We start from the raw sequence: 23,784 nt of genomic DNA, 5'->3' as shown, positions 1-23,784 counted from the left end.
ATGCCCTCGCGCACCGCGCTGCACCGAGCCGCCCGCAAGGCCGGTGCAGCCGTCCGCGCCGTCCTCTTCGTGGCGCTGACCCTGCTGGCCCTCACCCTGGCCATGCCGACGGCCGCACACGCGGACTTCTCCTGCGACTTCACCGGGGACGAGACCTACCACCAGGACGCGCCGGGCTCCAACGGTGAGTCCATGTTCGCGGCGGTCAACCAGTGGGAGAAGAGCAGCGAGCAGTCGACGACGCTCACCGACAGCAAGGGCATGGTCACCGGCGCGGTGAAGATGCCGGGCTCCCCCGACAAGTACACGATCTACGAGATGAACGGCATGCGGGGCCTGAACTGGTCCCAGACGTTCAAGGGCCGCGGCGACGCCTCCGAGCGGAACGGGCCGGTGGGCAGCGGGGCCGACGACTGCTCGGTCATGGGCTACGTCAACAACGGCATCGCGAACTCCATCTTCGACGGCACGAAGATCTTCACGCGCGCGGCCATCTCCATCAAGGAGTCCGCCTCCAACCCCAGCCCGCTGGCGGGGCTGTACGAGGGCCGGGACAGCGTCGTGACGACGCTCAAGGAGAACGTGCTGCGGCCCGCCGTACCCGTCATGATCCTGCTGGTCGGCCTGTGGGTGTTCACCAAGTGGCGCAAGGGCGACATGCGGGAGGTGTGGGCGGGCATCTCCTGGTCGGCGCTCACCATCGTCGCCGTCACCGCGTTCCTGACCGGCGGCAACTACGACAAGCTCGTCAGCACCGCCGACTCCTACATCGCCCGGGCCAACTCCGCCCTCACCTCGACCGTGCTCGGCGGTGTCTCGGGAGAGATGCAGTCTCCGTGCGACCTGTCCGACAACGCCTACAACCGCGGGCTCAGGGTGTCGAGCTGCGCCATGTACGACACGCTCGCCTTCCGGCCGTGGGCGCTGGGGCAGTTCGGCGATCCCGGCAAGAACTGCATCTTCAAGAACGACGGCGGCGAGATCGAGCGGGGCGTCTGCGTCCCCGAGGACGCCAACAAGGCGTGTGAGTACGGCAAGGGCGCACGCTGCGAGGATCTGCGCGTGCGTCAGCTCGTGGCACAGTCCCGGACCAACTTCGACGAGTTCAAGAAGGAGTCCGTCGACAAGAAGATGCTCCGCTGGATCCCCATCCGCCGGGAGATCGCGGGCGGCTACGACCAGGGCGACAAGGTCGACGACAAGCACATCTACCCCGTGGCCTTCAACGACTGGGCGGGGGCCAACGCCGGCAGCCGCGTGGGGCTCGCCTTCTACTCGGTCATCGCGGCCCTGATCGTCGGCCTGATGGTCATCGTCCTCAGCGGCCTGACCCTGCTCTGGCACGCGGTGACCCTGATCCTGGTGATCCTGCTGCCGCTCGTGGCCACCCTCGGCATCCACCCCTCCCAGCAGAAACTGCTCAAGGGCTGGCTGGAGACGTTCGTCCACAGCTTCGTCCTGCGCGCGGGCTTCGGTGTGATCCTCACCGTGCTCCTCGTGCTGTACCAGATGATCCTGCCGGCCAAGGTCGCGCTCGGTACCCAGCTGCTCCTGCTCATGCTGGTCACCATCGCCGTCGTGATGATGCTGAAGAAGCTCCTCGCCGGGAACTTCAGCCCGCAGTTCGCGGGCGGCGCCGGCGACGCCCTGGGCATCCGGGACGCGGCGACCGCCGGCAGCGACAAGGTGCTAGGCAAGACGCCCGACGCCCTCGTGGGCGGGGCCAAGGCCAGCGGGCGGGTCGCGAGCGGTACGGCCAAGGGCGCGGCCTGGGCCGCGGACAAGTGGGCCAACAAGGGCCGTGGCCGCGCCACCCTGCAGAAGGCGGGCGTCCTCGGGCAGTCGAAGCGCGAGCAGCGGCAGGCCGCGTACCAGATGGCGCAGTCGCAGCGCGGGGGGCAGCAGCCGGTGCCCGAGCAGCAGAAGCCCCCGGAGGAGAAGCGGCTCACCGCTCCCGCTCCCCGCAAGGGCCGCCGCGTCAGCGGCACCGGCGGCGGGCCGGCCCCCCAGCCCACGGCCCCGGCCGAGCAGCGCCCGGCACCGGCGGCACAGCAGCCCCAACCCCAGCCGGCGGCACCCCGCCCCCGGCCCCCGGCCCCGGAGCAGCCCACCGCACCCCGGCCCCCGGCGACCCCGGCGCCCCCTGCCACCCCCCGCCCGCCCGCGCCCCCGACACCGCCGCCCCCACGGGACCCGCGCAACCCCAACGGCCGCGTCTGACCGCACCCCCAATTTCCGAGGAGCCAGCCCATGCCTGTCCTGACCGCCGACCGCACCCCCGACCAACTGGTCGCGGAACTCGAGCGGCTCATCGGCGTGGACTGGCCCACGGTGTGGGCGGGGGTGCCGGAGGACGAGGGCAAGCGCACGTACTGGTGCGCGGGCTTCGGCTGGCGCCCGCTGTGGTTCGAGGGCGGCCTGCACATCCGTACCGCAGGAGGAGGACGTCTGTACCTCGCCACGGTCGCCCCAGGCCGGCCGGTGACCAGGGCCGAGCACACCGTGTGGTCCGCCCAGGCCCGGGGCACGGGCGAGAACGAGCGGGTCCTGGCCCTGGCGGAGGCCCGTTGGACGGCCTGTCTCGACGCCCTGCGCGGTTTCATGGGCGCGCCTCAGTGGGACGGGATGTGGGACGCGCCGGACTTCCCGGAGCTCCCCGGCCGAGCGTGGTTCAGCCGGGAACGGCGTCTCGAGCACCGGGACCCGTACCGCGTCGCGGTGTGGCGCTTCCGAACACCGGAGGCACCCCTCATCGAACTGAAGATGACCTCGGGGCTGGGCTCACCGTCCCGCCCGGCTCCGGCCGATGCGAGGATCGGCCTCGCCTGCCACGGCCCCTTTGATCCGGAGGACCGTGGCCCGGCCTGGCTCGGATGACCCGGGACCAGCAGACAGACGAGGAAAGCGACACACGATGACGACTCTCAAGACGGAACGGTCTCCCCAGCAGTTCACCGAGGAGCTGAAGGAACTGGAGCACGTGGACTGGCCGGCGGTCTGGGTCGGCCCGCCCAGCTCCGGTCAGGCGCTGGACGACTGGTGCACACTCCTGGGCTGGCGGCCCGTACCGAGCGAGCGGACGCTCAGTGTCGAGACCGCCACCGGCCAGCAGATGGCGCTGTACCCGGTCGTCGGCGGGGACTGGGCCCCGGTCGCGAGCCTCTCCTGGACGACCTGGCACCTCAGGGCGGACGACCCGGCCGAGAACCAGACGGTGCTGGACCGCGCCGCCGAGGCGTGGACGGCGTACGAGGCGGCCGCGCGCTCCGTGCTCGGTGAGCCCGAGTTCTCCGGAGCCTGGGACGACCCGGCCTTTCCCGAGCCGCCGCACGACGGCCACTGGCTCATGCCCCGTGACCTGCGGCTGGAGAACCAGAGCCCCTACCGCCTGGCCATCTGGCCGGCGTCCGGTCCAGAGGGGCGCGTGACCGTGCTCTGGGTCAACCTCGGCATCGCCCCGCTGCCGGGCGAGAAGCGAGGCGCGCTGATCAAAGTCGACTGCTACCCGCCGGAGGTCTTGTGAACCAGGAGCCACTGCCGAACGAGCTCATCGACGCCGCGCGAAAGCTCCGGAAGGACGACGCCCGTCGGCTGACGCCCGCGGAGGGCGTGGCGATCGCCCAGCAGCTCAAGGCCCAGGCCAAAGCCGCCGAGAAGGGGCTCACGGAGTACCTCGTCGGCTTCGTGCACGAGGAGCTCGGCCCGCACGTCGCGACACCCGACCCCGACATCAGGTCGGCCTTCTGGTCCCACGTCCTCCAGAACCACCCCTACCTCGAAGAGAACGAGCGACTCAGCAACCAGCACGTCGCCGGGGCGTACACCGATGCGGAGAACGCGGTGGCGGACGGGAGCACGCGCTTCCTGGAGGGCACCCGGGGCGGCAAGGAGCTGAGCGCCCTCCACCTGTGGGACAAGGCCGTGCACGACGCACTGGAGCTGGATGAGAAGGAGGGCAACGCCCTCGCCGGCCAGGCCTGGTCCGCTCTCTCCCAGGAGTACGCGAAGGCCACGCAGGGCGAAGCCGTCCTCTTCGCGAGGGGTCTCGCCCCCTGGTCGGTGGCGTACCAGACGGAACTGCCCGAGCTCCGCACCGGCACGGGCCTCGACAACATCCACTTCATGTACCCGCCGTCGGAGGCGGATCTGGAAGGGCTCCCGCCTCAGACGCGGGCGCTGCTGTCCGAGGACCGCGTCCGCGCGCAGGTCCACCACCTGTGGTACGAGGATGAGAACCCGGAGCGTGCCAGGACAACCGAGGCCGGCCACGTGGACCTCAAGATGCTCAGGTCCCTGCCCACCCCCGAGGCGCAGCGCGCCGCAGTCCTCGAAGCGTGCGCCCGCGTCGCCCAGCTGGACGGACGCACCGCCGACGTCGAGCAGCTCACGGAGGAGGTCCTGTCCCTCCGCACCGAGCAGGCGCTGGAGACCCCCGTGGTCGAGGAGCAGCGGGCGGCGGAGGTCCCGGTTCCCGCCGTCAGTACGCACGGCGTCTTCCTCCCAGGTGTCGCGGTCAGCGCCGGACGGGAGTCCCCGCAGCCCCAGCCCTCAGCGGAGCCCGCCGCCGCGGTCAGCACCCACGGCGTCTACCTGCCCGGCGTCAAGGTCGAGGCGAAGAACATCGTGACGCCGAGCCCTCAGAACACTCCGGCGTCACCCGCCCAGGCCCCTCCGACCCCCGAGACGTCGAACGACTCGGGTCTGGGAGTGTGATCCGCCCATGAGCCGCACCCCTCGCAGCACCTCACCCGGGCAGGCCCCGCAGCCTCCCGCCGGCAGCCCCTTCCGCCGTCTTCTCCGACAGGACAAGAACGACCCCTGGGCCGTCCGTCTGCTCCCCCGTGTCGTCTTCGGCCTCGCCGCCGTCTACACCCTCTTCGCCCTCGCCTCCCAGAGCGGCTCCTCCTTCGTAGCCGTCTGCGTGCTGCTCGTCCTCGCCGCCTTCGTCCGGCTGCTGCGCCGCCGCGTCCAGCTGCTGCTCGCGCTCGCCTCGACGACGCTCGCCACGGCACTCACCGGCTACCTCTCCGCGGCGGGTGACGCGGCCCGCTGGTCGAGTGGCCTCGCCGTCAGCGGGCAGGCGGTCTTCGGCTACTGGGCCCTCGCCGGCATGGCCCTCCTCGGCGCCTGGATGGTGAAGGACCATCCCGGCCGCCGCGGCGTCACCGTCGTCCTCGCCGATGTGATCCTCGTCATCGCGTCGGCCGTCGGAATGTTCGTCCCGGAGGCGGGCGTGCCGGTCGGATTCCTGGGTGTGGTCGGGGTGTTGGCGATGCGCGGCGGAGGCGTGAAGGCAACGGCCGGCCGGATTTCGCCGTCGTTCAGCCGCCTGCTGCGACGCAAGAACGCAGGACCGGTGGACAGCTGAGGCCGATGTGAATGTTTGGTCGCGTCACTGTGTCAGAACGGCACGCCCTTTGCAGATGCGTTGCACGGGGTTGACGAATTGCTTTAAAGTCCCCCGCGATCAAGGATCACCACGGGGGACATCACACATGCGTATGGCAAGCCATACGGCGCTGTCCGCGCGCTCGTCGCGCGGGCCGGTACGGGGGGCGCACATACCTGACGCCGCCCTGCCCTGCCGGCGCCGACCGGACGTCTTCCAGCACCCGCTGCTGGAGAGCGCGGACACCACGACGGACCCGACAGGCCCGACGGACACCTCACCCGAACACCGCGAACAGCGCCGCCAGCACCTCGTCCTGCAACGCACCGCCCGCGACCTGTGCGCCTCCTGCCCGCTGTGGGCGGAGTGCCTCCAGGACGCCGTCGCCCACGCCGAACCGTCCGGCTACGCGGCCGCGACCACGCAGGAGGACCGCCGCTGGATGCGCCGCACCCTCGGCATCGGCGACGCCGAGGGCGACCTGCCCACCCGCCAGGCGGAAGGTTTCGGCGCCACCGCGCGCCGCCTGACCCGCCTGCGCTCACGCACCGGCGACCGCACCGGCGAACCGACCCCGCGCCACCCCAGCGAACACGGCCTGCCCGAACTGGACCGGATCCTGGACGCGTTCGACCTGCGCCAGAACCAACTGGCCCAGCAACAAAGGGCGTTGCAGCAAATCCACCCCGCCGTACCGGAGCAGTTGCACGAGCACACCGGCACACAGCCGACCCACAGACAGCCCCCGACGTACGGGCCGACGGAAAGCGGGAACGAGGACATGGCAGCGGCCGAGTCCGGGCAGCGGATCGCGTTCTCGTACGAGGATCCCGCCCAGGCCGTACGGCAGACGCTGCTCGGCCCGCTGATCCGCTCCGCACTGCCCGCGCTCACCAGCCTGGAACAGCTCGTCGCGATGCTGATGAGCGTGCCCGGCGGCGAGGTCACCTCCGACACGGTGCGCGAGGTCCGCGCCGTGCGCACGGCCGTCGAGTCACTGCTCCCGGAGAGCACGGCGGCCCCGGAGGAGGCCGACGCCTCCCCGCGCACCCTCACCGGATCCGTCTCCCTGGAACTCGCCACCACCGACCCGGTGACCGCGCTGCGCCGCGACTTCGTGGAGCCGCTGCTGCGCGAACTGGCCGCCTCCCTCGGCAACATCGAGAAGGTGGCGACCATGCTGGCCGCGACCTCCGCCGACGGCGACGAGGCCCACCTGGAGGCCATCCGCACCGCCCTGCTCGGCATCCGCTCCCACCTGCCGCACCCGGCGCCCCCCGGCAGGACGACCACCGCCGCCGGCTCCGCGCCCCTGGCCGGCACCGGCCGCCGCAGCGCCGCCGCGCCCAGCATCCGCGCCGCCGTGGAAGCGGCCTTGGCGACCTTCCCCGGCCCGTTCTCCGCCCGCGACATCCTGCGCGCGCTGCCGCCCGGCGTGTACGGCGACCCGTCGAAGACGATCAGCAACGTCCTGTCCGCCCTCGTCAAGTCGGGCCGCCTGCGACGCCTGGCCCGCGGCACATACGCTCGCACCCCCGACGTCCCCGACCACGGCCTGCCCGAGCAGGACGAGGCGAAGAGCGCCTGAGCCGAGCCGGAAGGAACCCGATGACCGAAGCGACCCCGTCCCCCGCCGCGCCCGACGCCGCTGCCGACGCCCAGGTGCACGTCTTCTCCCCCAACGCGGGCCTCATCGACGGCGTCCCGATCACCGCCCCGCCCTACGGCGACATCCAGGAGGTCATCCTCTCGATCCTCCAACAACGCGCCCAACAACTCGGCGCCCCCACCCCCGCCACCATCACGGACAACCGCTACGGCGGCGCCATCCGCCTCCTGATCCACCCGAACGGCGCGACGGAACAGCTGAGCTGAGCATCAGCCGCGCTTCGTCCCGGTGATCGCCTCACCGATGCCCAGGCTGTCTTCAGTAGGCCTGCACAGGGGAAACACCCCCGCTTCCTGGAGGTTTTGTGCCACCACCAGGGTGCGCGATCCCCAATAGACCGGCCTGGGCGTGGCACCAATCCTCCAATCGTCCCTCCTGGGCTCACGGGGGCGGGGCGTCGGCCACGGGTAGGTCGCCGCCGATTCCACCCGGCGTATCGTCCGAACGCGGGGGCTGGACGGATACACGGTAGTGCGGCTGACCAGGGGAGCGACCCCAGCTCACCCGTTCGAACGTTGGCGGAGCGATCCGTCTCTCCCGTCCAACTCGAACCACACCCCCTTCGCATACCGCCCCGCCCTCTGATCGGCCACACCCCACCCGTCCGCCATCTCCTCGACGAGCGCAAGCCCTCTTCCCCAGCTCTCGGAATACGACGCCCTGTTCGCCCGCATCGCGAAAAAGCCCTTGCCCCCATCGACGTGTCGTTGGCCCGCGAAGCACACTCGGTGAAGGACTCGTTGGCCCTGATCCAGCACCTGCTCTACGCCCTCCGAGATCCGCGCCTACGACAAGGCGGGCAACGAGTCGGCCGGTACAGCGGACAAGTCCGCCGTCACCGTGGACCGGACCGCGCCCGCGCAGGTCACCGGGCTCACCGCGACGGGCACGACAGCGGGCAACTCGCTGGCGTGGAAGCCCTCCTCGAAGGACGTCGAGCACTACGAGGTGTGGGGCGCGCCGGAGGGGCAGCAGGATCAGGACGGGCCCGAGATCGTGCCGGGTACGTCGTTCACGGATGTTCGGGCGGAGGCGGGGACTGCGTACCGGTACACCGTGGTGGCCGTCGACGGAGCCGGGCTCCTCTCGCCGGTCTCCGCGCCGGTCACGGCTGGGCAACACGTCCACCGGGCCTTGGCAGGACAGGTCCGCATCGCTCGGCAAGGCGTACTACTACGTCACCGCCGTCGACAGCGCGGGCGCCGAGTCGGTGCCCTCCGCCGCGGCCGTCGCCGACCGGCGTGTCCCCGCCACCGGCACGGGACCGGCCCAGCCGCGCCTGACGTTGATCTCCTCGGGCTCCACGCGCTCTCCCATCGTCATCGGCGTCCAGCCCGGGGCCGGTGACGAAGGGCGGCTGCTGCAGGGCTACAGCTGGTCCATCTCCGGTGCGTGCGGCGACAGCGGTCTGGGTCGCGTCACGACCACGAACACCATCGAGTGGACCCCGCAGTACAACGGCCCCTGCGCGGTCAGCGTATTCGCGGTGGGGTACTACGGGAGCACCGGGGAGCGCGGTTCCTGGCTGGAGTTCACAGTCGGGCGCTGACGGACTCACCGCACACGAAAGGGGCCCGGAGACGAATCTCCGGGCCCCTCCACGTGCACGCGCACGCCTCAGTCGGCCTGCTGCCGCTTCGGCCGCCACACCACCAGCGCGCTGGTCTGCTGCACCTCCTGGTACGGCACCAGATCCCGGCGGTAGGAGGCATGCACCGCCGCCTCCCGCTGCTGCATCGCGGCCGCCGCCCCGTCCAGGGCGGCTTGCAGCTCCGCCATCCGCGACTGCAGCGCAGCGACCTGGTTCTCCAGTTCGATGATCCGCTTGATGCCGGCCAGGTTGATGCCCTCGTCCTGCGACAACTGCTGGACGGTGCGCAGCAGTTCGATGTCGCGGGCCGAGTAGCGGCGGCCCCGGCCGGCGGTGCGGTCGGGGGAGACCAGGCCCAGGCGGTCGTACTGTCGCAGCGTCTGCGGGTGCAGGCCGGAGAGCTGGGCCGCCACCGAGATGACGTAGACCGGGGTCTCCTCGGTCAGTTCATACGGGTTACGCCGACGGCCGTCCATCACGCTCAAGCTCCCTTCGCAGCCTCGAACAGCTCCGCCCGCGGGTCTTCGCCCGCTGTCGCCTCGCGATACGCCTCGAGTGCGTCACGAGCCTTCCCCGCCACGTCCTTCGGGACACTCACCTCGACGGTGACCAGGAGGTCGCCGCGGGTGCCGTCCTTGCGGACCGCGCCCTTGCCCCGGGCGCGCATGGTGCGGCCGTTGGGTGTGCCGGGCGGCAGCTTGAGGGTGACGGGCGGGCCGCCGAGGGTCGGGACGCGGACCTCGCCGCCGAGGGCGGCCTCCGCGAACGTCACCGGGACCGTCACCGTCAGGTTGTCTTCCCTGCGGCCGAACACCGGGTGGGCGCTGACATGGACGACGACGTACAGGTCGCCGGCCGGGCCGCCCCGCTCGCCCGGTGCGCCCTTGCCGCGCAGGCGGATGCGCTGGCCGTCCGTGACGCCCGCGGGGATGCGGACCTGCATCGTGCGGGACGACTTGGCGCGGCCGCTGCCCTTGCAGTCCAGGCAGGGGTGCTCGGCGATCAGTCCGCGCCCCTTGCAGTCCGGGCACGGGTCGGTGAGCGAGAAGCCGCCGCCGCTGCCGCGCGCCACCTGTCCGGTGCCGACGCAGGTCGGGCACACGCGCGGTGTGCCGTTCTTGTCGCCGGTGCCCGAGCAGGCCTTGCACGGTGACTGCGAGGACATCCGCAGCGGGACCGTCGCGCCCTCGATCGCCTCGGTGAAGCTGAGGGTGACCTCGGACTCGATGTCCTGGCCGCGCCGCGGCTGAGTACGCGGGCCCGTGCCCGTGGTGCCGCCGCGGTTGAACAGGCCCCCGAAGACGTCACCGATTCCGCCGCCGAAGCTTCCGGAACCCCCGCCCTGGGCGCCGCCTCCGAAGAGGTCGCCCAGGTCGAAGTTGAAGGAGCCGCCGCCCGCGCCCGGCCCCGGGCGGAACCCGCCGTTGCCGAAGAGGGCGCGCGCCTCGTCGTACTCCTTGCGCTTCTTGGGGTCACCGAGGATGTCGTTCGCCTCGGAGATCTCCTTGAAGCGCTCCTCAGCCTTGACGTTTCCCTTGTTGGCGTCCGGGTGGTACTCGCGGGCGAGCTTGCGGTACGCCTTCTTGATCTCGGCCTCGGTGGCGTCCTTGGGGACGCCGAGGACCTTGTAGTAGTCCTTCTCGATGAAGTCCTTGGTGCTCATCCTCGACGCCCCTCCTTCCTCGTCGGTTCAACGTCAGCCCTCGTCCGGGCCACCGTTCTCCTTGTCGTCGCCGGCCGGCTTCTCGTCGGCCCCTTCGGCCTTGACCGTCTGCGCCCCCGGCTGCGGCTCGGCCACGGCCACCCGCGCGGGGCGGATGGTGCGCTCGCCGATTCGATACCCGGGCTGCAGAATCGCCACGCACGTCGTCTCGGTGACGTCCGGCGCGTAGCTGTGCATCAGCGCCTCGTGGATCGTCGGGTCGAAGGGCTCGCCCTCCTTGCCGAACTGCTGCAGGCCCATCTTCGCCGCGACGACCTCGGTGGACTCCCCGACGGACTTGAACCCGCCGACGAGCTCACCGTGCTCCCGGGCCCGCCCGATGTCGTCGAGCACGGGCAGGAGCTCGGTCAGGAGGTTCGCGATGGCGATCTCCTTGACCGCGATCCGGTCGCGCTCGACCCGGCGGCGGTAGTTCTGGAACTCGGCCTGGAGCCGCTGGAGGTCCGCGGTGCGCTCTTCGAGCGACTTGCGCACCTGGTCCAGCTGCGCCGTCAGGCCGGCGATCTGTGCACTTGCGTCCCCTGCCGGGGCCGCCGCCTCCTCCGAAGAGGGAGAGGCGGCCTGCGGCTCGGCGTCCTCAGGGGTGGCGCCGGAGGGGACGTCGGGCTTCTCGTCGAAGCCCGGGGTCTCCTCCGTCACGCGGCACCGTCCTTGCGCTCGTCGTCGACGATCTCGGCGTCGACGACGTCGTCGTCGGCCTTGGGAGCCTCGGCACCGTCGGCACCGGGAGCCGCCTGGGAGGCCTGGGCGTCGGCGTACATGGCCTGGCCCAGCTTCTGGGAGACGGCCGCGACCTTCTCCGTGGCGGTGCGGATCTCGGCGGTGTCCTCGCCCTTGAGCTTCTCCTTCAGCTCGCCGACGGCTTCCTCGACCTCGGTCTTGATGTCGCCCGGGACCTTGTCCTCGTTGTCCTTGAGGAACTTCTCGGTCTGGTAGACGAGCTGCTCGCCCTGGTTGCGGGCCTCGGCGGCCTCGCGGCGGGCGTGGTCCTCCTCCGCGTACTTCTCGGCCTCCTGGCGCATCCGGTCGACCTCGTCCTTCGGCAGCGAGGAGCCGCCGGTGACGGTCATCTTCTGCTCCTTGCCCGTGCCGAGGTCCTTGGCCGTGACGTGCATGATGCCGTTGGCGTCGATGTCGAAGGACACCTCGATCTGCGGGACGCCACGCGGCGCCGGCGGCAGACCGGTCAGCTCGAACATGCCGAGCTTCTTGTTGTACGCCGCGATCTCGCGCTCGCCCTGGTAGACCTGGATCTGCACCGACGGCTGGTTGTCCTCGGCCGTCGTGAAGATCTCCGAACGCTTCGTCGGGATCGTCGTGTTGCGCTCGATCAGCTTGGTCATGATGCCGCCCTTGGTCTCGATGCCGAGGGACAGCGGGGTCACGTCGAGGAGCAGGACGTCCTTGACCTCACCCTTGAGGACACCGGCCTGGAGCGAGGCGCCGATGGCGACGACCTCGTCCGGGTTCACACCCTTGTTGGCCTCCTTGCCGCCGGTCAGCTCCTTGACGAGCTCGGCGACGGCGGGCATACGGGTGGAGCCACCGACGAGGACGACGTGGTCGATCTCGTTGATGGAGATGCCGGCGTCCTTGATGACGTTGTGGAACGGCGTCTTGCAGCGCTCCAGCAGGTCGGCCGTCAGCTGCTGGAACTGGGCGCGCGTGAGCTTCTCGTCCAGGTGCAGCGGGCCCTCGGCCGACGCCGTGATGTAGGGCAGGTTGATCGAGGTCTCGGTGGAGGAGGACAGCTCGATCTTGGCCTTCTCGGCGGCCTCACGCAGGCGCTGGAGCGCCATCTTGTCCTTGCCGAGGTCCACGCCGTGACCGCTGGCGAACTGCTTGACCAGGTAGTCGACGACGCGCTGGTCCCAGTCGTCACCACCGAGGTGGTTGTCACCGTTGGTGGCCTTCACCTCGACGACGCCGTCACCGATCTCCAGGAGCGACACGTCGAAGGTGCCGCCGCCGAGGTCGAAGACGAGGATCGTCTGGTCGTCCTTGTCGAGGCCGTACGCGAGCGCGGCCGCGGTGGGCTCGTTGACGATACGCAGGACGTTGAGACCGGCGATCTCGCCGGCTTCCTTCGTCGCCTGGCGCTCGGAGTCGTTGAAGTACGCGGGGACCGTGATGACCGCGTCCGTGACCTTCTCGCCCAGGTACGACTCGGCGTCCCGCTTCAGCTTCTGCAGGATGAACGCCGACATCTGCTGCGGGTTGAAGGGCTTCCCGTCGAGCTCGACCTTCCAGTCGGTGCCCATGTGACGCTTGACGGAGCGGATGGTCCGGTCCACGTTCGTGACCGCCTGGCGCTTGGCGACCTCGCCGACGAGCACCTCACCGTTCTTGGCGAAGGCGACGACGGACGGCGTGGTCCTGGCACCCTCGGCGTTGGTGATGACGGTGGGCTCGCCGCCCTCCAGAACGCTGACGACGGAGTTAGTCGTGCCCAGGTCGATGCCGACCGCACGTGCCATGGTGATCTTCCTCCAGCTGACTTGAGTGGAACGGGCTCAAGTGTGCATGACGGCCCGCGCGCGGTCAACAGACCTGAGTCGTGCCGACTCAACTCTTATCCGTTCCTTACACGCAACTGCGGCCTGACCTGCGACGACACTCGCGCCGATGCCTTCGGCACCTGCGACACCCGCGCCCTCTGCGACGACCCGTGCGTTGACGCGACCTGCCGCCGCCCGCGCGCGGGTCCCACCGACACCCTCATCAACCCCAGTACGACGACCGGCGTCACGCCCGCCACCCACCACAGGGCCTGCGCCCCCACCCACCGCAGATGCACGAGGACCGCGACGAGTACCCCCGCGAAGGCGGCCATGCCGAGCAGTACGGCCGCCCCCTGCCCGGTGAGCCCGAGCCGCCGCAGCCGGTGCGCGAGGTGGTCCGGCGCCCGGCGCGGCAGCGGCCGACCGGCCAGCCGCCGGGACAGCACGACCAGGACGACGTCGGCACCGGCCACGGCGGTGAGCGCGAACAGCACCCCGAGGTTCACGCCCAGCCCGTGCCCCGCGCGGACCGTCACCGCCACCACGGCGAGCAGGAACCCCGCGAAGAGCGACCCGCAGCCCCCGAGCGCCACCCGCGCGGGAGGCCAGTTGTGCATGAGGAACCCGGTGAGGGCGGCGGCCAGCACGCTGAGCAGCCCCGCGAACCCGTCCATGACCTCGGCGGCGGCACAGGCGGCCACCCCGAAGGCGGTGAGGACTCCCACGGTGCCCGCGAGCCCGTCGGCGTGGTCCAGGGACCGGAAGGCGACGGCCACGAAGGTGACCCAGCCGGCGGCCAGCATGCCGCCCGGCACCCCGAGATCGCCGTACGGCACGACCCAGGCCGCCGCCACCGCCGTACCGACGACGAGGAACCGCGCCTTGAGCCGCCACACGTCCGCGACAAGACCGAGTACGGCGATCGCGGCGCCCGCGACGAGCAGGTCGCGCACCTCGCCGTCGAGCCGGGCGGCACCCAGCCAGTCCCCGGCGGCCACGACCAGACAGGTGACGAGCACGACGGCCACTCCCCCGGACAGCGGCAGGGGGCGCTGCCGTCGCCGGTCCACGAGCCCGAGCCGCAGGGCAGGCACGCGGAACAGCGCGGCAAGCACCGCGGCGAGGAGGAGGGCGGTGGTGGCGGCTGCGATCCCGTAGAGCACATCACCAAATTAAGACGGATGTAACGATATGCGGTGAATAACACGACCATCTCGGCGCGCCGCGCCACCCCCTGACCGGCGCACTCACTGAGGGATGCCTCAGTAGCACAGATCACCGCGCCGCTGACTACAGTGCGACGCAGAATGTGGGTAGTCTCAAGGGACCGCATAAGTTACCGCTTAGTAATCTCGCTCGAAGAAAGCCTCGCAGGCCCGAGGAGCCCCCAAATGCAACTCGCCGCGATCATCGTGTCGCTGGTCCTGACCGTGGTCGGCGTCGCGCTCCTCGCACGCGCCATCGGCCAGTTCGTCAGGTATTTCAAGCTCGGCCAGCCCATGCCCGCCGGCGCCCGGACCGACAACCCCTACCAGCGCAGTGTGACCCTGGTGCGGGAGTTCCTCGGCCACACCCGGATGAACCGCTGGGGCATCGTCGGCTTCGCCCACTGGTTCGTGGCGATCGGCTTCCTGACGCTGCCGCCGACCATCATCACCGCCTACGGCCAGCTCTTCGAGGCCGACTGGACGCTCCCGGTGATCGGCGGCTTCCTGCCGTACGAGCTGTACATCGAGTTCATCGCCGCGATGACGACCGTCGGCATCGTCACGCTGATGGTGATCCGCCTGCTGAACCTGCCCTCGCGGCCCGGCCGCAAGTCCCGGTTCGCGGGCTCGAAGATGGGCCAGGCGTACTTCGTCGAGTACGTCATCCTCACCATCGGCCTCGCCATCTACGTGCTGCGCGGTCTCGAGGGCGCGCTGCACCACGTGGACCACTTCGAGGCCGCGTACTTCGCCTCGTACCCGCTGGTCCTGGCCTTCAAGGGCCTGAGCGTGGCGACGCTGCAGAACCTGGTCTACCTCGCCGCGATGATCAAGCTGGGCACGACCATGATCTGGATGATCACGGTCTCGCTCAACACCAACATGGGCGTGGCCTGGCACCGCTTCCTGGCCTTCCCGAACATCTGGTTCAAGCGCGAGGCGACCGGGGGGACCGCGCTCGGCGGCCTCCAGCCGATGACCTCCGGCGGCAAGGCGATCGACTTCACCGACCCCGGTGACGACGACGTCTTCGGCGTCTCCCAGGTCGAGCAGTTCTCCTGGAAGGGCCTTCTCGACTTCTCCACCTGCACCGAGTGCGGCCGCTGCCAGTCGCAGTGCCCCGCCTGGAACACCGGCAAGCCCCTCTCCCCCAAGCTGCTGATCATGTCGCTGCGGGACCACGCGCACGCCAAGGCGCCGTACCTGCTGGCCGGCGGTGGCAAGACCATGGAGGGCGAGGAGAAGGCGTCGGAGGAGGCCCTGAAGGATGTCGCGGCGTCCGCGCTGGCCGAGGCCGAGCGCCCCCTCATCGGCACCGCCGAGGAGAACGGCGTCATCGACCCGGACGTCCTGTGGTCCTGCACCACCTGCGGCGCCTGCGTCGAGCAGTGCCCGGTCGACATCGAGCACGTCGACCACATCGTCGACATGCGCCGCTACCAGGTCATGATCGAGAGCTCCTTCCCGTCCGAGGCGGGCACGATGCTCAAGAACCTGGAGAAGAAGGGCAACCCCTGGGGCCTGGCCAAGAAGCAGCGCCTGGAGTGGACGAAGGAAGTCGACTTCGAAATCCCGGTCGTCGGCAAGGACATCGAGGACCTCTCCGAGGTCGAGTACCTGTACTGGGTCGGCTGCGCCGGCGCCCTGGAGGACCGCGCCAAGAAGACCACGAAGGCCTTCGCGGAGCTGCTGCACATGGCGGGCGTGAAGTTCGCGATCATGGGCGGCGACGAGAAGTGCACCGGTGACTCCGCCCGCCGTCTCGGCAACGAGCCCCTGTTCCAGGAGCTCGGCATGGAGAACGTCGCCTCGCTGAACATGGCGTTCGGCGAGGACGACGAGGACGAGTCGACGAAGAAGCCGAAGTCGGCGAAGAAGATCGTCGCCACCTGCCCGCACTGCCTCAACACGCTCGGCAACGAGTACCCGCAGCTCGGTGGCGACTACGAGGTCATCCACCACACCCAGCTGCTCCAGCACCTGATCGACGAGGGCAAGCTGATCCCGGTCACCCCGGTCGACGGCCTCATCACCTACCACGACCCCTGCTACCTGGGCCGCCACAACAAGATCTACACGCCCCCGCGCGAGATCATGACGGCCGTCCCGGGCCTGCGCCAGCAGGAGATGCACCGCCACAAGGAGCGCGGCTTCTGCTGTGGCGCCGGTGGCGCGCGGATGTGGATGGAGGAGCGGATCGGCAAGCGCATCAACAACGAGCGCGTCGACGAGGCTCTGTCGTTGAACCCGGACATCGTGTCGACGGCCTGCCCCTTCTGCCTCGTGATGCTCACCGACTCGGTCAACGGCAAGAAGAACGACGGCAAGGCCAAGGAGTCCATCCAGGTGGTCGACGTGGCCCAGCTGCTGCTGGAGTCCGTCAAGACCCCGGTCGTGGACGAGGACGAGCCCCCGGCGGGTTCGTCGGACGCGGAGAGCGAGCCGGAGCCGACGCCGGTGAAGTGACGCTGCACCAACAGCACGGCGCCCCCTCTCCGTACGGGCAGGGGGCGCCGTGCTGTTGGTGCGCGTGGGGGACAACTCCGTGACGTCCCTTAGGGGATGTCACAGCTCGGCCGCAAACCCCCCGCTTGGAGGGTGCGTCCCACACGTCACTCAGCCGGACCAGGTACGTTCGAAGACGTGGCTGGATTCAGGATCGGACGCGGCGGCCGGGACGGCCGTACCCCGCAGACGCGACCCCAACAACCTCCGTACGGACAGCAGGCGCCCCAGGGCCCGTCGTACGGCTACCCGTCGGCGCCGCCGCAGCCGCCGTCGCACGGGCAGCAGCGACCGCGCTACCAGGGCGGCCAGCAACCGCCGTACGGCGGCAGAGGCGGCACCCAGTGGCCCCAGGCGCAGGGCGGTGGCCAGGGCGGCGAGCCGGAGTACTTCGGCGGCGACGACCCCTACGGCCCCGGCCCCGGCACGCCGGACCCGTACGCGGCCAACAACCCGGGCCACACCCAGGCGTTCTCGGTCGACGACCACGCCCATTACGCGGACCCGCAGGGCTACAGCCAGAGCGGGACGTACCAGGCGGGCGCGGCGGCCCCCTCGGGCCCGGTCGGCCCGCGGCTGCACTGGAAGGAGCTGCTGAAGGGCATCGTCACCACGCCCGACCAGACCTTCCTCCAGATGCGCGACTACACGATGTGGGGCCCGGCCCTGATCGTGACGTTCCTCTACGGCCTGCTCGCGGTCTTCGGCTTCGACGGCGCCCGCAAGGACGCGATAAACGCCACCCTCTCCAACGCGGTCCCGATCGTTCTGACGACGGCCGTGTCGATGGTGATCTCGGCCTTCGTCCTGGGCGTGGTCACCCACACCCTGGCCCGCCAGCTCGGCGGCAACGGCGCCTGGCAGCCCACGGTCGGCCTCTCCATGCTGATCATGTCCCTCACGGACGCCCCCCGCCTCGTCTTCGCCATGTTCTTCGGCGGCGACGCGACCTTCGTCCAGGCCCTCGGCTGGGCCACCTGGGTGGCCGCCGGCGCCCTCCTCACCATCATGATCACGCGCTCCCACGACCTCCCCTGGCCGAAGGCGCTGGGCGCGTCGTCGATCCAGCTGATCGCGCTGCTGTCGATCGTGAAGCTGGGCACGTTCTAGAAAGCTCGCTGCTGTACGACGAGAAGGGCTCCCGGCACGAACCGGGAGCCCTTCTCTCGTTGGCCGGGTGAGGTGGTCAGGCGTCGAGAACCTGCCCGGCGCGCCGCACCACCGGAGGCAGGACACTCCAGGGGAAGTTGATCCACTCGTCGGTCCGCTTCCACACGTACTCGCACTTCACGAGCGAGTGGGACTTCTCATAGATGACGGCCGTGCGCACCTCGGCGACGGTGTCCAGGCAGAAGTCGCGCACCAGCTTGAGCGTCTTGCCGGTGTCGGCGACGTCGTCGGCGATGAGGACCTTCTTGGCGGAGAAGTCGATGGCGTTGGGGACGGGCGCGAGCATGACGGGCATGTCGAGGGTGGTGCCGACCCCGGTGTAGAACTCGACGTTCACCAGGTGGATGTTCTTGCAGTCGAGGGCATAGGCGAGCCCACCGGCGACGAAGACGCCCCCGCGGGCGATGCTGAGCACGATGTCGGGCTCGTACCCGTCGTCGGCGATGGCCTGCGCGAGCTCCCGCACGGCGGTGCCGAACTGCTCGTAGCCGAGGTTCTCCCGCACGACGCCCGCGCTCACACCTGGGTCCGGTGGAAGTTGAGGTAGGACCGGGAGGCGGTGGGCCCGCGCTGCCCCTGGTACCGGGACCCGTACCGCTCGCTGCCGTACGAGTGCTCGGCCGGCGTGCTCAGCCGGAACATGCACAGCTGCCCGATCTTCATCCCCGGCCAGAGCTTGATGGGGAGCGTGGCGAGGTTGGACAGTTCGAGGGTCACGTGCCCGGAGAACCCGGGGTCGATGAACCCGGCGGTGGAGTGGGTGACGAGCCCGAGCCGCCCGAGGGAGGACTTGCCCTCCAGCCGCGAGGCGAGATCGTCGGGCAGCGTGATGACCTCGTAGGTCGAGGCGAGGACGAACTCCCCGGGATGCAGGATGAACGGCTCGTCCCCGTCGGGCTCCACGAGCCGCGTCAGATCGACCTGCTCGACGGAGGGGTCGATGTGGGGGTAGCGGTGGTTCTCGAACACCCGGAAGTAGCGGTCGAGCCGCACGTCGATGCTCGACGGCTGCACCATGGATTCGTCGTAGGGATCGATCCGTACCCGCCCGGCGTCGATCTCGGCCCGGATGTCCTTGTCTGAGAGAAGCACGCCCCGAGGATACGCAAGGCGCGCGGAGCCACCACAATCAGGACGACTCCGCGCGCCAGGCCGTTTCTCTCCGTATTCCTACCGCTTCTGCAGGGTCACCGGCACCGCACTGCGGAGCCGGGCACACCGAGGACACCGGACGAGCCGTCCGGGGCCGAGTCGCTCGGCCTGCTGCATCGGGAACGAAGCGGTGCTGAACACGTGCCCATCGGCACAACGGACGACGGTGCGCTCCATCAAGTCCTAGAGTCCCTTCCCCAAAAAGCCTGCGTCTGGCTGGGATGCCCTGACGACGAAAGCCACATTACGGGACGATCGGGACGCCCCTGCAGGCGGCACTCCGTCCGCTCCAGGACCCTCTCCCACCCCTCCACCGTACGCCCCAACTCCGGCCCCGCGTACCCGGATCCCACCCTGAAACGCACTCAGACCTCACGGCTCCAGCACCGGAGGTCTGCGGTTTGGTACAGTGACCAAGCGATCGGACACCGGCCCCACCGGCGTCTTACGCGGGTGTAGTTTAATGGTAGAACATCAGCTTCCCAAGCTGAGAGCGCGAGTTCGATTCTCGTCACCCGCTCCAGAATTCGCCCCCAGGTCAGCGGCCTGGGGGTTGCTTGTTGTCTAGACCAATTTGCGGGTTCCGTGCCCTCCGCGTGCCCTAAGTCGATGCCGAGCGGCTCTACAGGGGGGTGCGCGGGCGCTAATTTGGCCATCCGACCCTCACTGGTCTCAAATTGCGAGACGTATTTTGCATGACCTGCGCCACAACTTGCGCAAATGGTAACGAAGTCGCTTACGCAAAGGGCGACTTACGGGCGGGCACGTAGCGGTCAACTGTCCAGACATCGCTTCAGTCGTTCCCCAGCGGGGGCGTGAGCGGGTGGTGCACAATGCGCCATGCCTAGGTACGACCGCTCTCGAAGAGGCCGAACTGCATCGCGTTGTGGGCGTCCCACGAAGAAGGGGACGCCGTGCAAGCTCCCCCAGGAGATCGGCCGAGGCTGTCGACACCATGCCACACGAGCTGAGCGTGAAAACGCGGCCGAGGAGGCGAGAGCTCGGGCCGAGAGGGCGAAGCAGCAGGCGGAACGAGAACGGCGGACGATCAGAACCGTGCTCGCGCTCGTCACCCTAGCCGTGTTTGCCAGCCTCGGCATTGGGGTCTGGGACGCCTGGAAGGACGATCAGCACGAGTCCTGGTGCCGACCGCACCGAACCGAGGCACGGGCGCTCAGCGACAAAGCCGGCGCCGTACGGGTCCCCTTGGTGTTCGCTGGAGATCCGGCCATCAGCATCCTGCAGCTCGGGACCAAGCTCCCCGATGATCTCGGAAACCTTGGCGTCACATCGGCCACCGAGTTGGACATAGCAACGGCGTACTCCGAGAAGCGCAACGTTGCCGGGCAGGCTGCGCGCATCGTTCTCGACCACCAGGAGTGCTTCGATGACGGCTCTATCACACAGGCTTTCCGAATAGACCAGGCACCCAGCAAGGTCAGCCGAGTGGAGATGCCGTCTACTGCTCACTGCAGGGACGGGTGGCTCCCCACATCGATCGGTCAACGAGGGGCATGCTCACATCACGGCGGCGTCGTTCCTGCTCATCCGTGGGCCACCCTGTTCTTCGACTGATCGCGTTTGGTGTAGCAACTGGTGCGGCTCCTGCCACAGCTTGATCATTACCCTGTATGGGTCCCTGACTCCTTTGTTTTGCAGTGCGTGGTTTGCGGACTGTGTGCAGGTCGTGGACGTGGCGACCGCAGATTCCGGCCCCAGGGTCACGCAGGTGATAGCCGGGCTGGTAAGTGGCTGCCGTCCTGCTCCCGGCCGACGACGCGGAAGCGCCCTATGCGACGTCGTCGATGCCCTCGTCCTCTTCCTGTTCATCGTCCTCATGATCTGCGGCCTGGGGGTTTACGAGGAGCTCTCCGGCCAGCTTGCGTACTTCCTTGATGATTCGGTCCAGCTCGTCGGGCGATCCGAATGGATGGACAGTGGTCGCTCGCGCTTCGGGCGCATCGGCAAGACTCATCAGCCGTGTCACTGCCTGCCTGGCGTCGGCCACGGCCTGACGCAGGGCGCGACGCTCAGCCGCCAACTGATTGGAGATTGACTGCTCAGGGGAATCATTCTCCTTCTGCTGGTTCCGCTCGTCTTCCGCCTCACGAGCCCTATCCGGGTCAGAGAGGGTCACAACGCGCCACTGGTCAAGAGGTTCGGCAGCAACGCCGCCAGCGTCCTTGCAGATCTTGTCCTCGGCGGTGAGATCGACTGCAGGGACGGAGTACATCGTGGCCGTGTTGCGTGCCAGGAGTTGTGTATCAGTGAAGGAGTTGAGACATTCCCGCTCGGCCTCAAAAGCCCGGGCAGCGAAGGCAAGGGTCCACAGACCCTCCTCAGAGTCTGCGAGCCCGGCCACGATCTGATCCGTGTTGGCGCGGAAAGGCACTGTCCGGCCTACTGCTGACCCGACATTCCGTGTGATGAGCTTGTCCGTGATAAGAGCGACTCCCCCCGCCACGGCGAGTGTCTGCCGTGCGCTGTCGTTACCGTTCAACGCCTGTGTGACGAGTTCGGTGAAGTCTGCCGTGGGAAGGGGCCGCCAGTCGCTCATCACAGCCTTGGTGAGTACTCCACCGTTCGCCCAGGCGTTTCGAGCCTGCTGAAGCGATCCAGCCTTGTAGCCCCGCCAGGGAAGGTCGATGACTGGTCCGAGAAGTTCCGCGTATCCAGAGGTCTTCATCTTGCTAGTGCCCTTGATGTCCTTGGCGAACCTCTTGACCTGCTCGAAGACGTTGGGCCGGGTAAGGAAATGCACCAGGTAGACAGCCCGCCACAGAGGCGTTCCAGGAATACTGTCGTCGTGGAAGACATCCGGCAAGTCCGTGGGCTTCCGGCGTCCGAGTGCGAGACCGATGATCCCATCGAGGAGGTTGTTCTGCGGCAGTTCAGGAAGGCGGACGCGGCTGATCGCTCGTGTGCCGACCTCCACGTTCTGCGCTGCTGCCTCCCAGTGCCGGAACTCGACGTGGATCGAGGCGAGGATGGAGCGGACTGCGTCGTCAAAAACTTCTTCGGCGGAGAGTCCCGCCGATCCATGTCGATGGACACCCACCGTGATCTGGGCGGGCACTACGAGAGTTTGCCCGAGGCGCACTGAGCGATCCGTTGGCTGTGTCTCGTTCACTCCGCGCTGGAATTCAGCTAGGAAGCCGTTTAGTGCTTCCTGCCGGCCGAGCGCCATACGCTGGCTGAGTGCCTTCTCCGTAGCGCCGCGTCGCTGCGGCTTTTCTGCGGACAAGACTTCGAGGGCGGTCGCGGCGATGTCATCGGCGTACGGCGCCTCACCCTCGGTGAGGAGAGCCCAAGCACTAGTCAGACGGGTGATCCCGTCGCGCACGGCGAGTACGTCAAGGTGTTCACTGCCGTCCATGAATTCGAGTCGACATGGATGGGCGATGACGGCACGGGTAATACGACGGGCCAGAATCGATCGGTCGTAGGGGTTCGGGTTGGCGTGCCGGGTCTGCTCGATGGTCTGTGCCAGGTGGGCATGCAGATGCTCGCGGTCCCGGTAGCGGTAGACGACCCGAGCGTAGGGGCGTCCGTGCTCGTCCACGTCGCCGTAAACCTCGGGGTCATCAACGGGAAGTGCTCCTTGGCTGGTCCGCGGCTGGTGTCCCGGAAACAGTTCGGTGAGCCAGACTCTGGTGTGGAGCGACCGGAGCGTTGCTCCCTCCACATGCTCCTCGATCAGCGCGGATGCCTGGCCCTTGGAGGAGCGCAGCTGAGCTGCCGCCGCTTCGGGCGAAATAATGGCGCGAGCCACAGCGTGCCATGCGTCCTCGTCGAGCGAAGCACCGTCCGCCGCCGCACCCGCTTTCACGAGTTGGGAGCGCTCAGCGGCGCTAGAGACACTTGGGAGGACCCGCTCGAATCCCGAGACCGTGAACTCCTCACCAGAGAAGAGGAAAGAGATCGTCTCGGGACCGTTCGCCAGAGTGACGAGGCTGGATGACTGGTCAGCACCATCCCCCCCTTCCTCGTCCTGAACCTGGGATTCGTTGGCGACGGACATGTGTTTCCTTTCAAAGGACTGCTGACATTCACAGATCGGTCGATGGCACTACTGGCTGACTAGAGGTCTGGCCGTTAGACTGGTAGCGCAGTCAGGGCCGCGCAGAGTGCGCGTGCCAGGTCTGCTTACACGAGCCCCGGCTTCCGGCCGGGGTTTCGTCATAGCGCCGTCCTACTAGCACCGTTCTGGCGCGGGCGCTTTCGGCAGGTGCCGGCTGTACCACCCCCACATGAACCTCCTGGATTCCTGCCGCGCGATGGCTTGACAAGCACTGTGAGCCACCACGTCAGCCATCTGGATCAACGCCGAGGTGTGTGCCGGGACTTCGACGGCCGCTGACGGAATGCGTTGAGGGTCCACTTGCCGATGGACCTCCTCGTAGAGGTGTTCTGAGCCATCCCCGTCGACAACCAGCGCGGCTCGTTCCTCGGCCTCGGCCAGCCGTCGGTCGAGGCACCGGAGTAGCCCCCCGTACGCCTGCCGCTTGGCCCTGCCCCAATGCGTCGGCCCCTCGGTGTAGACGGTCACGATGCTGAGTGAAGTCTGCGCGCCGATGACGTCGAGGGCCGTCTGCACCATGCGATACCGCTCGATCTTGGCGGGGTTACGGCCACCCGGACGTCCACGGCCTGAGAGAAAGTTGGTGGCGTGCAGCTCAAAATCGGTTGGGACGCCTTGCTCGCGATACCACTGGTTGCGCAGGTCTCGCCAGGCACGAAGGACTTCGGGAGCACGCCCAGTGGGAACACCGAGTGCGGTGTAGAGCGCGAGGCCAGTGCTGGGGATGCCGGAATCGTCGACGTAGAAGGTATGGTCGACCGGCTGATCGGTGTTGATGGCTGCTTCCGGCCTCTC

General features: G+C 68.8%; 20 protein-coding genes and 1 tRNA gene. 12 read left to right on the top strand and 9 right to left on the bottom strand.

Features of this window, described 5'->3' with window-relative positions; all coding sequences use genetic code 11:
• The 8 genes from ACFYWX_RS04300 (at position 1) to ACFYWX_RS04265 (ending at position 8,405) form a co-directional block, all read left to right on the top strand.
• Positions 1-2,220, top strand: a complete 2,220-nt coding sequence (locus tag ACFYWX_RS04300) for a hypothetical protein (protein ID WP_389422417.1) — start codon at positions 1-3, stop codon at positions 2,218-2,220.
• Positions 2,221-2,250: 30 nt separating this feature from the next.
• Positions 2,251-2,877 carry a hypothetical protein gene (locus ACFYWX_RS04295; RefSeq protein ID WP_389422416.1) on the top strand — a complete coding sequence of 209 codons (627 nt, stop codon included), beginning with the start codon at positions 2,251-2,253 and terminating at the stop codon, positions 2,875-2,877.
• 37 nt (positions 2,878-2,914) lie between these two features.
• The gene (locus tag ACFYWX_RS04290) at positions 2,915-3,523 is read left to right on the top strand and encodes a hypothetical protein (protein ID WP_389422415.1); all 609 of its coding nucleotides are present in this window, start codon (positions 2,915-2,917) and stop codon (positions 3,521-3,523) included.
• On the top strand, positions 3,520-4,713 hold the full coding sequence (locus ACFYWX_RS04285) for a hypothetical protein (RefSeq protein WP_389422414.1): 1,194 nt from the start codon (positions 3,520-3,522) through the stop codon (positions 4,711-4,713). Before ACFYWX_RS04290 ends, ACFYWX_RS04285 begins: the two co-directional genes overlap by 4 nt.
• A gap of 7 nt (positions 4,714-4,720) precedes the next feature.
• The gene (locus ACFYWX_RS04280; protein WP_389422413.1) at positions 4,721-5,368 is read left to right on the top strand and encodes a hypothetical protein; all 648 of its coding nucleotides are present in this window, start codon (positions 4,721-4,723) and stop codon (positions 5,366-5,368) included.
• A gap of 127 nt (positions 5,369-5,495) precedes the next feature.
• On the top strand, positions 5,496-6,977 hold the full coding sequence (locus ACFYWX_RS04275) for a WhiB family transcriptional regulator (RefSeq protein WP_389422412.1): 1,482 nt from the start codon (positions 5,496-5,498) through the stop codon (positions 6,975-6,977).
• Between the two features lie 20 nt (positions 6,978-6,997).
• Positions 6,998-7,264, top strand: coding sequence for a hypothetical protein (locus tag ACFYWX_RS04270; RefSeq protein ID WP_389422411.1), 267 nt, complete (start codon positions 6,998-7,000; stop codon positions 7,262-7,264).
• Positions 7,265-7,898: 634 nt separating this feature from the next.
• Positions 7,899-8,405: a fibronectin type III domain-containing protein gene (locus tag ACFYWX_RS04265; RefSeq protein ID WP_389422410.1), complete on the top strand. Its 507-nt coding sequence runs from the start codon at positions 7,899-7,901 to the stop codon at positions 8,403-8,405.
• 270 nt (positions 8,406-8,675) lie between these two features.
• On the opposite strand, the gene ACFYWX_RS04260 is transcribed toward ACFYWX_RS04265, so the two are convergent.
• The 5 genes from ACFYWX_RS04260 to ACFYWX_RS04240 all read right to left on the bottom strand — a co-directional run bounded on the left by ACFYWX_RS04260 (position 8,676) and on the right by ACFYWX_RS04240 (position 14,036).
• Complete coding sequence (locus ACFYWX_RS04260; protein WP_389422409.1) at positions 8,676-9,125, bottom strand: heat shock protein transcriptional repressor HspR; 450 nt, start codon at positions 9,123-9,125, stop codon at positions 8,676-8,678.
• A gap of 5 nt (positions 9,126-9,130) precedes the next feature.
• Positions 9,131-10,312 (bottom strand): molecular chaperone DnaJ, encoded by a 1,182-nt coding sequence (dnaJ, locus tag ACFYWX_RS04255; protein ID WP_389422408.1) that lies wholly within the window; start codon positions 10,310-10,312, stop codon positions 9,131-9,133.
• Positions 10,313-10,345: 33 nt separating this feature from the next.
• Positions 10,346-11,011 carry a nucleotide exchange factor GrpE gene (grpE, locus tag ACFYWX_RS04250; RefSeq protein WP_389422407.1) on the bottom strand — a complete coding sequence of 222 codons (666 nt, stop codon included), beginning with the start codon at positions 11,009-11,011 and terminating at the stop codon, positions 10,346-10,348.
• Positions 11,008-12,849, bottom strand: coding sequence for a molecular chaperone DnaK (dnaK, locus tag ACFYWX_RS04245; RefSeq protein WP_389422406.1), 1,842 nt, complete (start codon positions 12,847-12,849; stop codon positions 11,008-11,010). Before dnaK ends, grpE begins: the two co-directional genes overlap by 4 nt.
• Positions 12,850-12,944: 95 nt before the next feature.
• Positions 12,945-14,036, bottom strand: coding sequence for an MraY family glycosyltransferase (locus ACFYWX_RS04240; protein WP_389422405.1), 1,092 nt, complete (start codon positions 14,034-14,036; stop codon positions 12,945-12,947).
• A 228-nt stretch (positions 14,037-14,264) separates the two neighbouring features.
• On the opposite strand from ACFYWX_RS04240, the gene ACFYWX_RS04235 reads away from it, so the two are divergent.
• Positions 14,265-16,547, top strand: coding sequence for a heterodisulfide reductase-related iron-sulfur binding cluster (locus ACFYWX_RS04235; RefSeq protein ID WP_389422404.1), 2,283 nt, complete (start codon positions 14,265-14,267; stop codon positions 16,545-16,547).
• Positions 16,548-16,643: 96 nt separating this feature from the next.
• Positions 16,644-17,696 carry a YIP1 family protein gene (locus ACFYWX_RS04230; protein WP_389422403.1) on the top strand — a complete coding sequence of 351 codons (1,053 nt, stop codon included), beginning with the start codon at positions 16,644-16,646 and terminating at the stop codon, positions 17,694-17,696.
• 76 nt (positions 17,697-17,772) lie between these two features.
• Here ACFYWX_RS04230 and ACFYWX_RS04225 read toward each other — a convergent pair whose 3' ends face one another.
• Positions 17,773-18,261 carry a phosphoribosyltransferase gene (locus ACFYWX_RS04225; RefSeq protein ID WP_389422642.1) on the bottom strand — a complete coding sequence of 163 codons (489 nt, stop codon included), beginning with the start codon at positions 18,259-18,261 and terminating at the stop codon, positions 17,773-17,775.
• A gap of 11 nt (positions 18,262-18,272) precedes the next feature.
• Positions 18,273-18,848: a dCTP deaminase gene (dcd, locus tag ACFYWX_RS04220; protein WP_389422402.1), complete on the bottom strand. Its 576-nt coding sequence runs from the start codon at positions 18,846-18,848 to the stop codon at positions 18,273-18,275.
• Positions 18,849-19,357: 509 nt separating this feature from the next.
• Here dcd and ACFYWX_RS04215 point away from each other — a divergent pair.
• Positions 19,358-19,431, top strand: a tRNA-Gly gene (locus tag ACFYWX_RS04215).
• A 533-nt stretch (positions 19,432-19,964) separates the two neighbouring features.
• On the top strand, positions 19,965-20,483 hold the full coding sequence (locus ACFYWX_RS04210; protein ID WP_389422401.1) for a DUF3761 domain-containing protein: 519 nt from the start codon (positions 19,965-19,967) through the stop codon (positions 20,481-20,483).
• Between the two features lie 214 nt (positions 20,484-20,697).
• Here ACFYWX_RS04210 and ACFYWX_RS04205 read toward each other — a convergent pair whose 3' ends face one another.
• Together ACFYWX_RS04205 and ACFYWX_RS04200 are read right to left on the bottom strand one after the other, a co-directional pair.
• Positions 20,698-22,929, bottom strand: coding sequence for a hypothetical protein (locus tag ACFYWX_RS04205; protein ID WP_389422400.1), 2,232 nt, complete (start codon positions 22,927-22,929; stop codon positions 20,698-20,700).
• 174 nt (positions 22,930-23,103) lie between these two features.
• On the bottom strand, positions 23,104-23,766 hold the full coding sequence (locus tag ACFYWX_RS04200) for a DUF3800 domain-containing protein (RefSeq protein WP_389422641.1): 663 nt from the start codon (positions 23,764-23,766) through the stop codon (positions 23,104-23,106).
• Positions 23,767-23,784: the final 18 nt, after the last annotated feature.

Source organism: Streptomyces sp. NPDC002888, from assembly GCF_042888465.1.
In the GTDB taxonomy this organism is placed as follows: Bacteria; Actinomycetota; Actinomycetes; order Streptomycetales; family Streptomycetaceae; genus Streptomyces.
This window is presented reverse-complemented; position numbering and strand designations above follow the sequence as displayed.

What these genes read in the sequence shown, in the direction of transcription:
- ACFYWX_RS04300 (WP_389422417.1), top strand. Translation starts at nt 1, where the DNA reads ATGCCCTCGCGCACCGCGCTGCACCGAGCCGCCCGCAAGGCCGGTGCA.
- ACFYWX_RS04295 (WP_389422416.1), top strand. Translation starts at nt 2,251, where the DNA reads ATGCCTGTCCTGACCGCCGACCGCACCCCCGACCAACTGGTCGCGGAA.
- ACFYWX_RS04290 (WP_389422415.1), top strand. Translation starts at nt 2,915, where the DNA reads ATGACGACTCTCAAGACGGAACGGTCTCCCCAGCAGTTCACCGAGGAG.
- ACFYWX_RS04280 (WP_389422413.1), top strand. Translation starts at nt 4,721, where the DNA reads ATGAGCCGCACCCCTCGCAGCACCTCACCCGGGCAGGCCCCGCAGCCT.
- ACFYWX_RS04275 (WP_389422412.1), top strand. Translation starts at nt 5,496, where the DNA reads ATGCGTATGGCAAGCCATACGGCGCTGTCCGCGCGCTCGTCGCGCGGG.
- ACFYWX_RS04270 (WP_389422411.1), top strand. Translation starts at nt 6,998, where the DNA reads ATGACCGAAGCGACCCCGTCCCCCGCCGCGCCCGACGCCGCTGCCGAC.
- ACFYWX_RS04260 (WP_389422409.1), bottom strand. Translation starts at nt 9,125, where the DNA reads ATGGACGGCCGTCGGCGTAACCCGTATGAACTGACCGAGGAGACCCCG.
- dnaJ (WP_389422408.1), bottom strand. Translation starts at nt 10,312, where the DNA reads ATGAGCACCAAGGACTTCATCGAGAAGGACTACTACAAGGTCCTCGGC.
- dnaK (WP_389422406.1), bottom strand. Translation starts at nt 12,849, where the DNA reads ATGGCACGTGCGGTCGGCATCGACCTGGGCACGACTAACTCCGTCGTC.
- ACFYWX_RS04235 (WP_389422404.1), top strand. Translation starts at nt 14,265, where the DNA reads ATGCAACTCGCCGCGATCATCGTGTCGCTGGTCCTGACCGTGGTCGGC.
- ACFYWX_RS04230 (WP_389422403.1), top strand. Translation starts at nt 16,644, where the DNA reads ATGTCACAGCTCGGCCGCAAACCCCCCGCTTGGAGGGTGCGTCCCACA.
- ACFYWX_RS04205 (WP_389422400.1), bottom strand. Translation starts at nt 22,929, where the DNA reads ATGTCCGTCGCCAACGAATCCCAGGTTCAGGACGAGGAAGGGGGGGAT.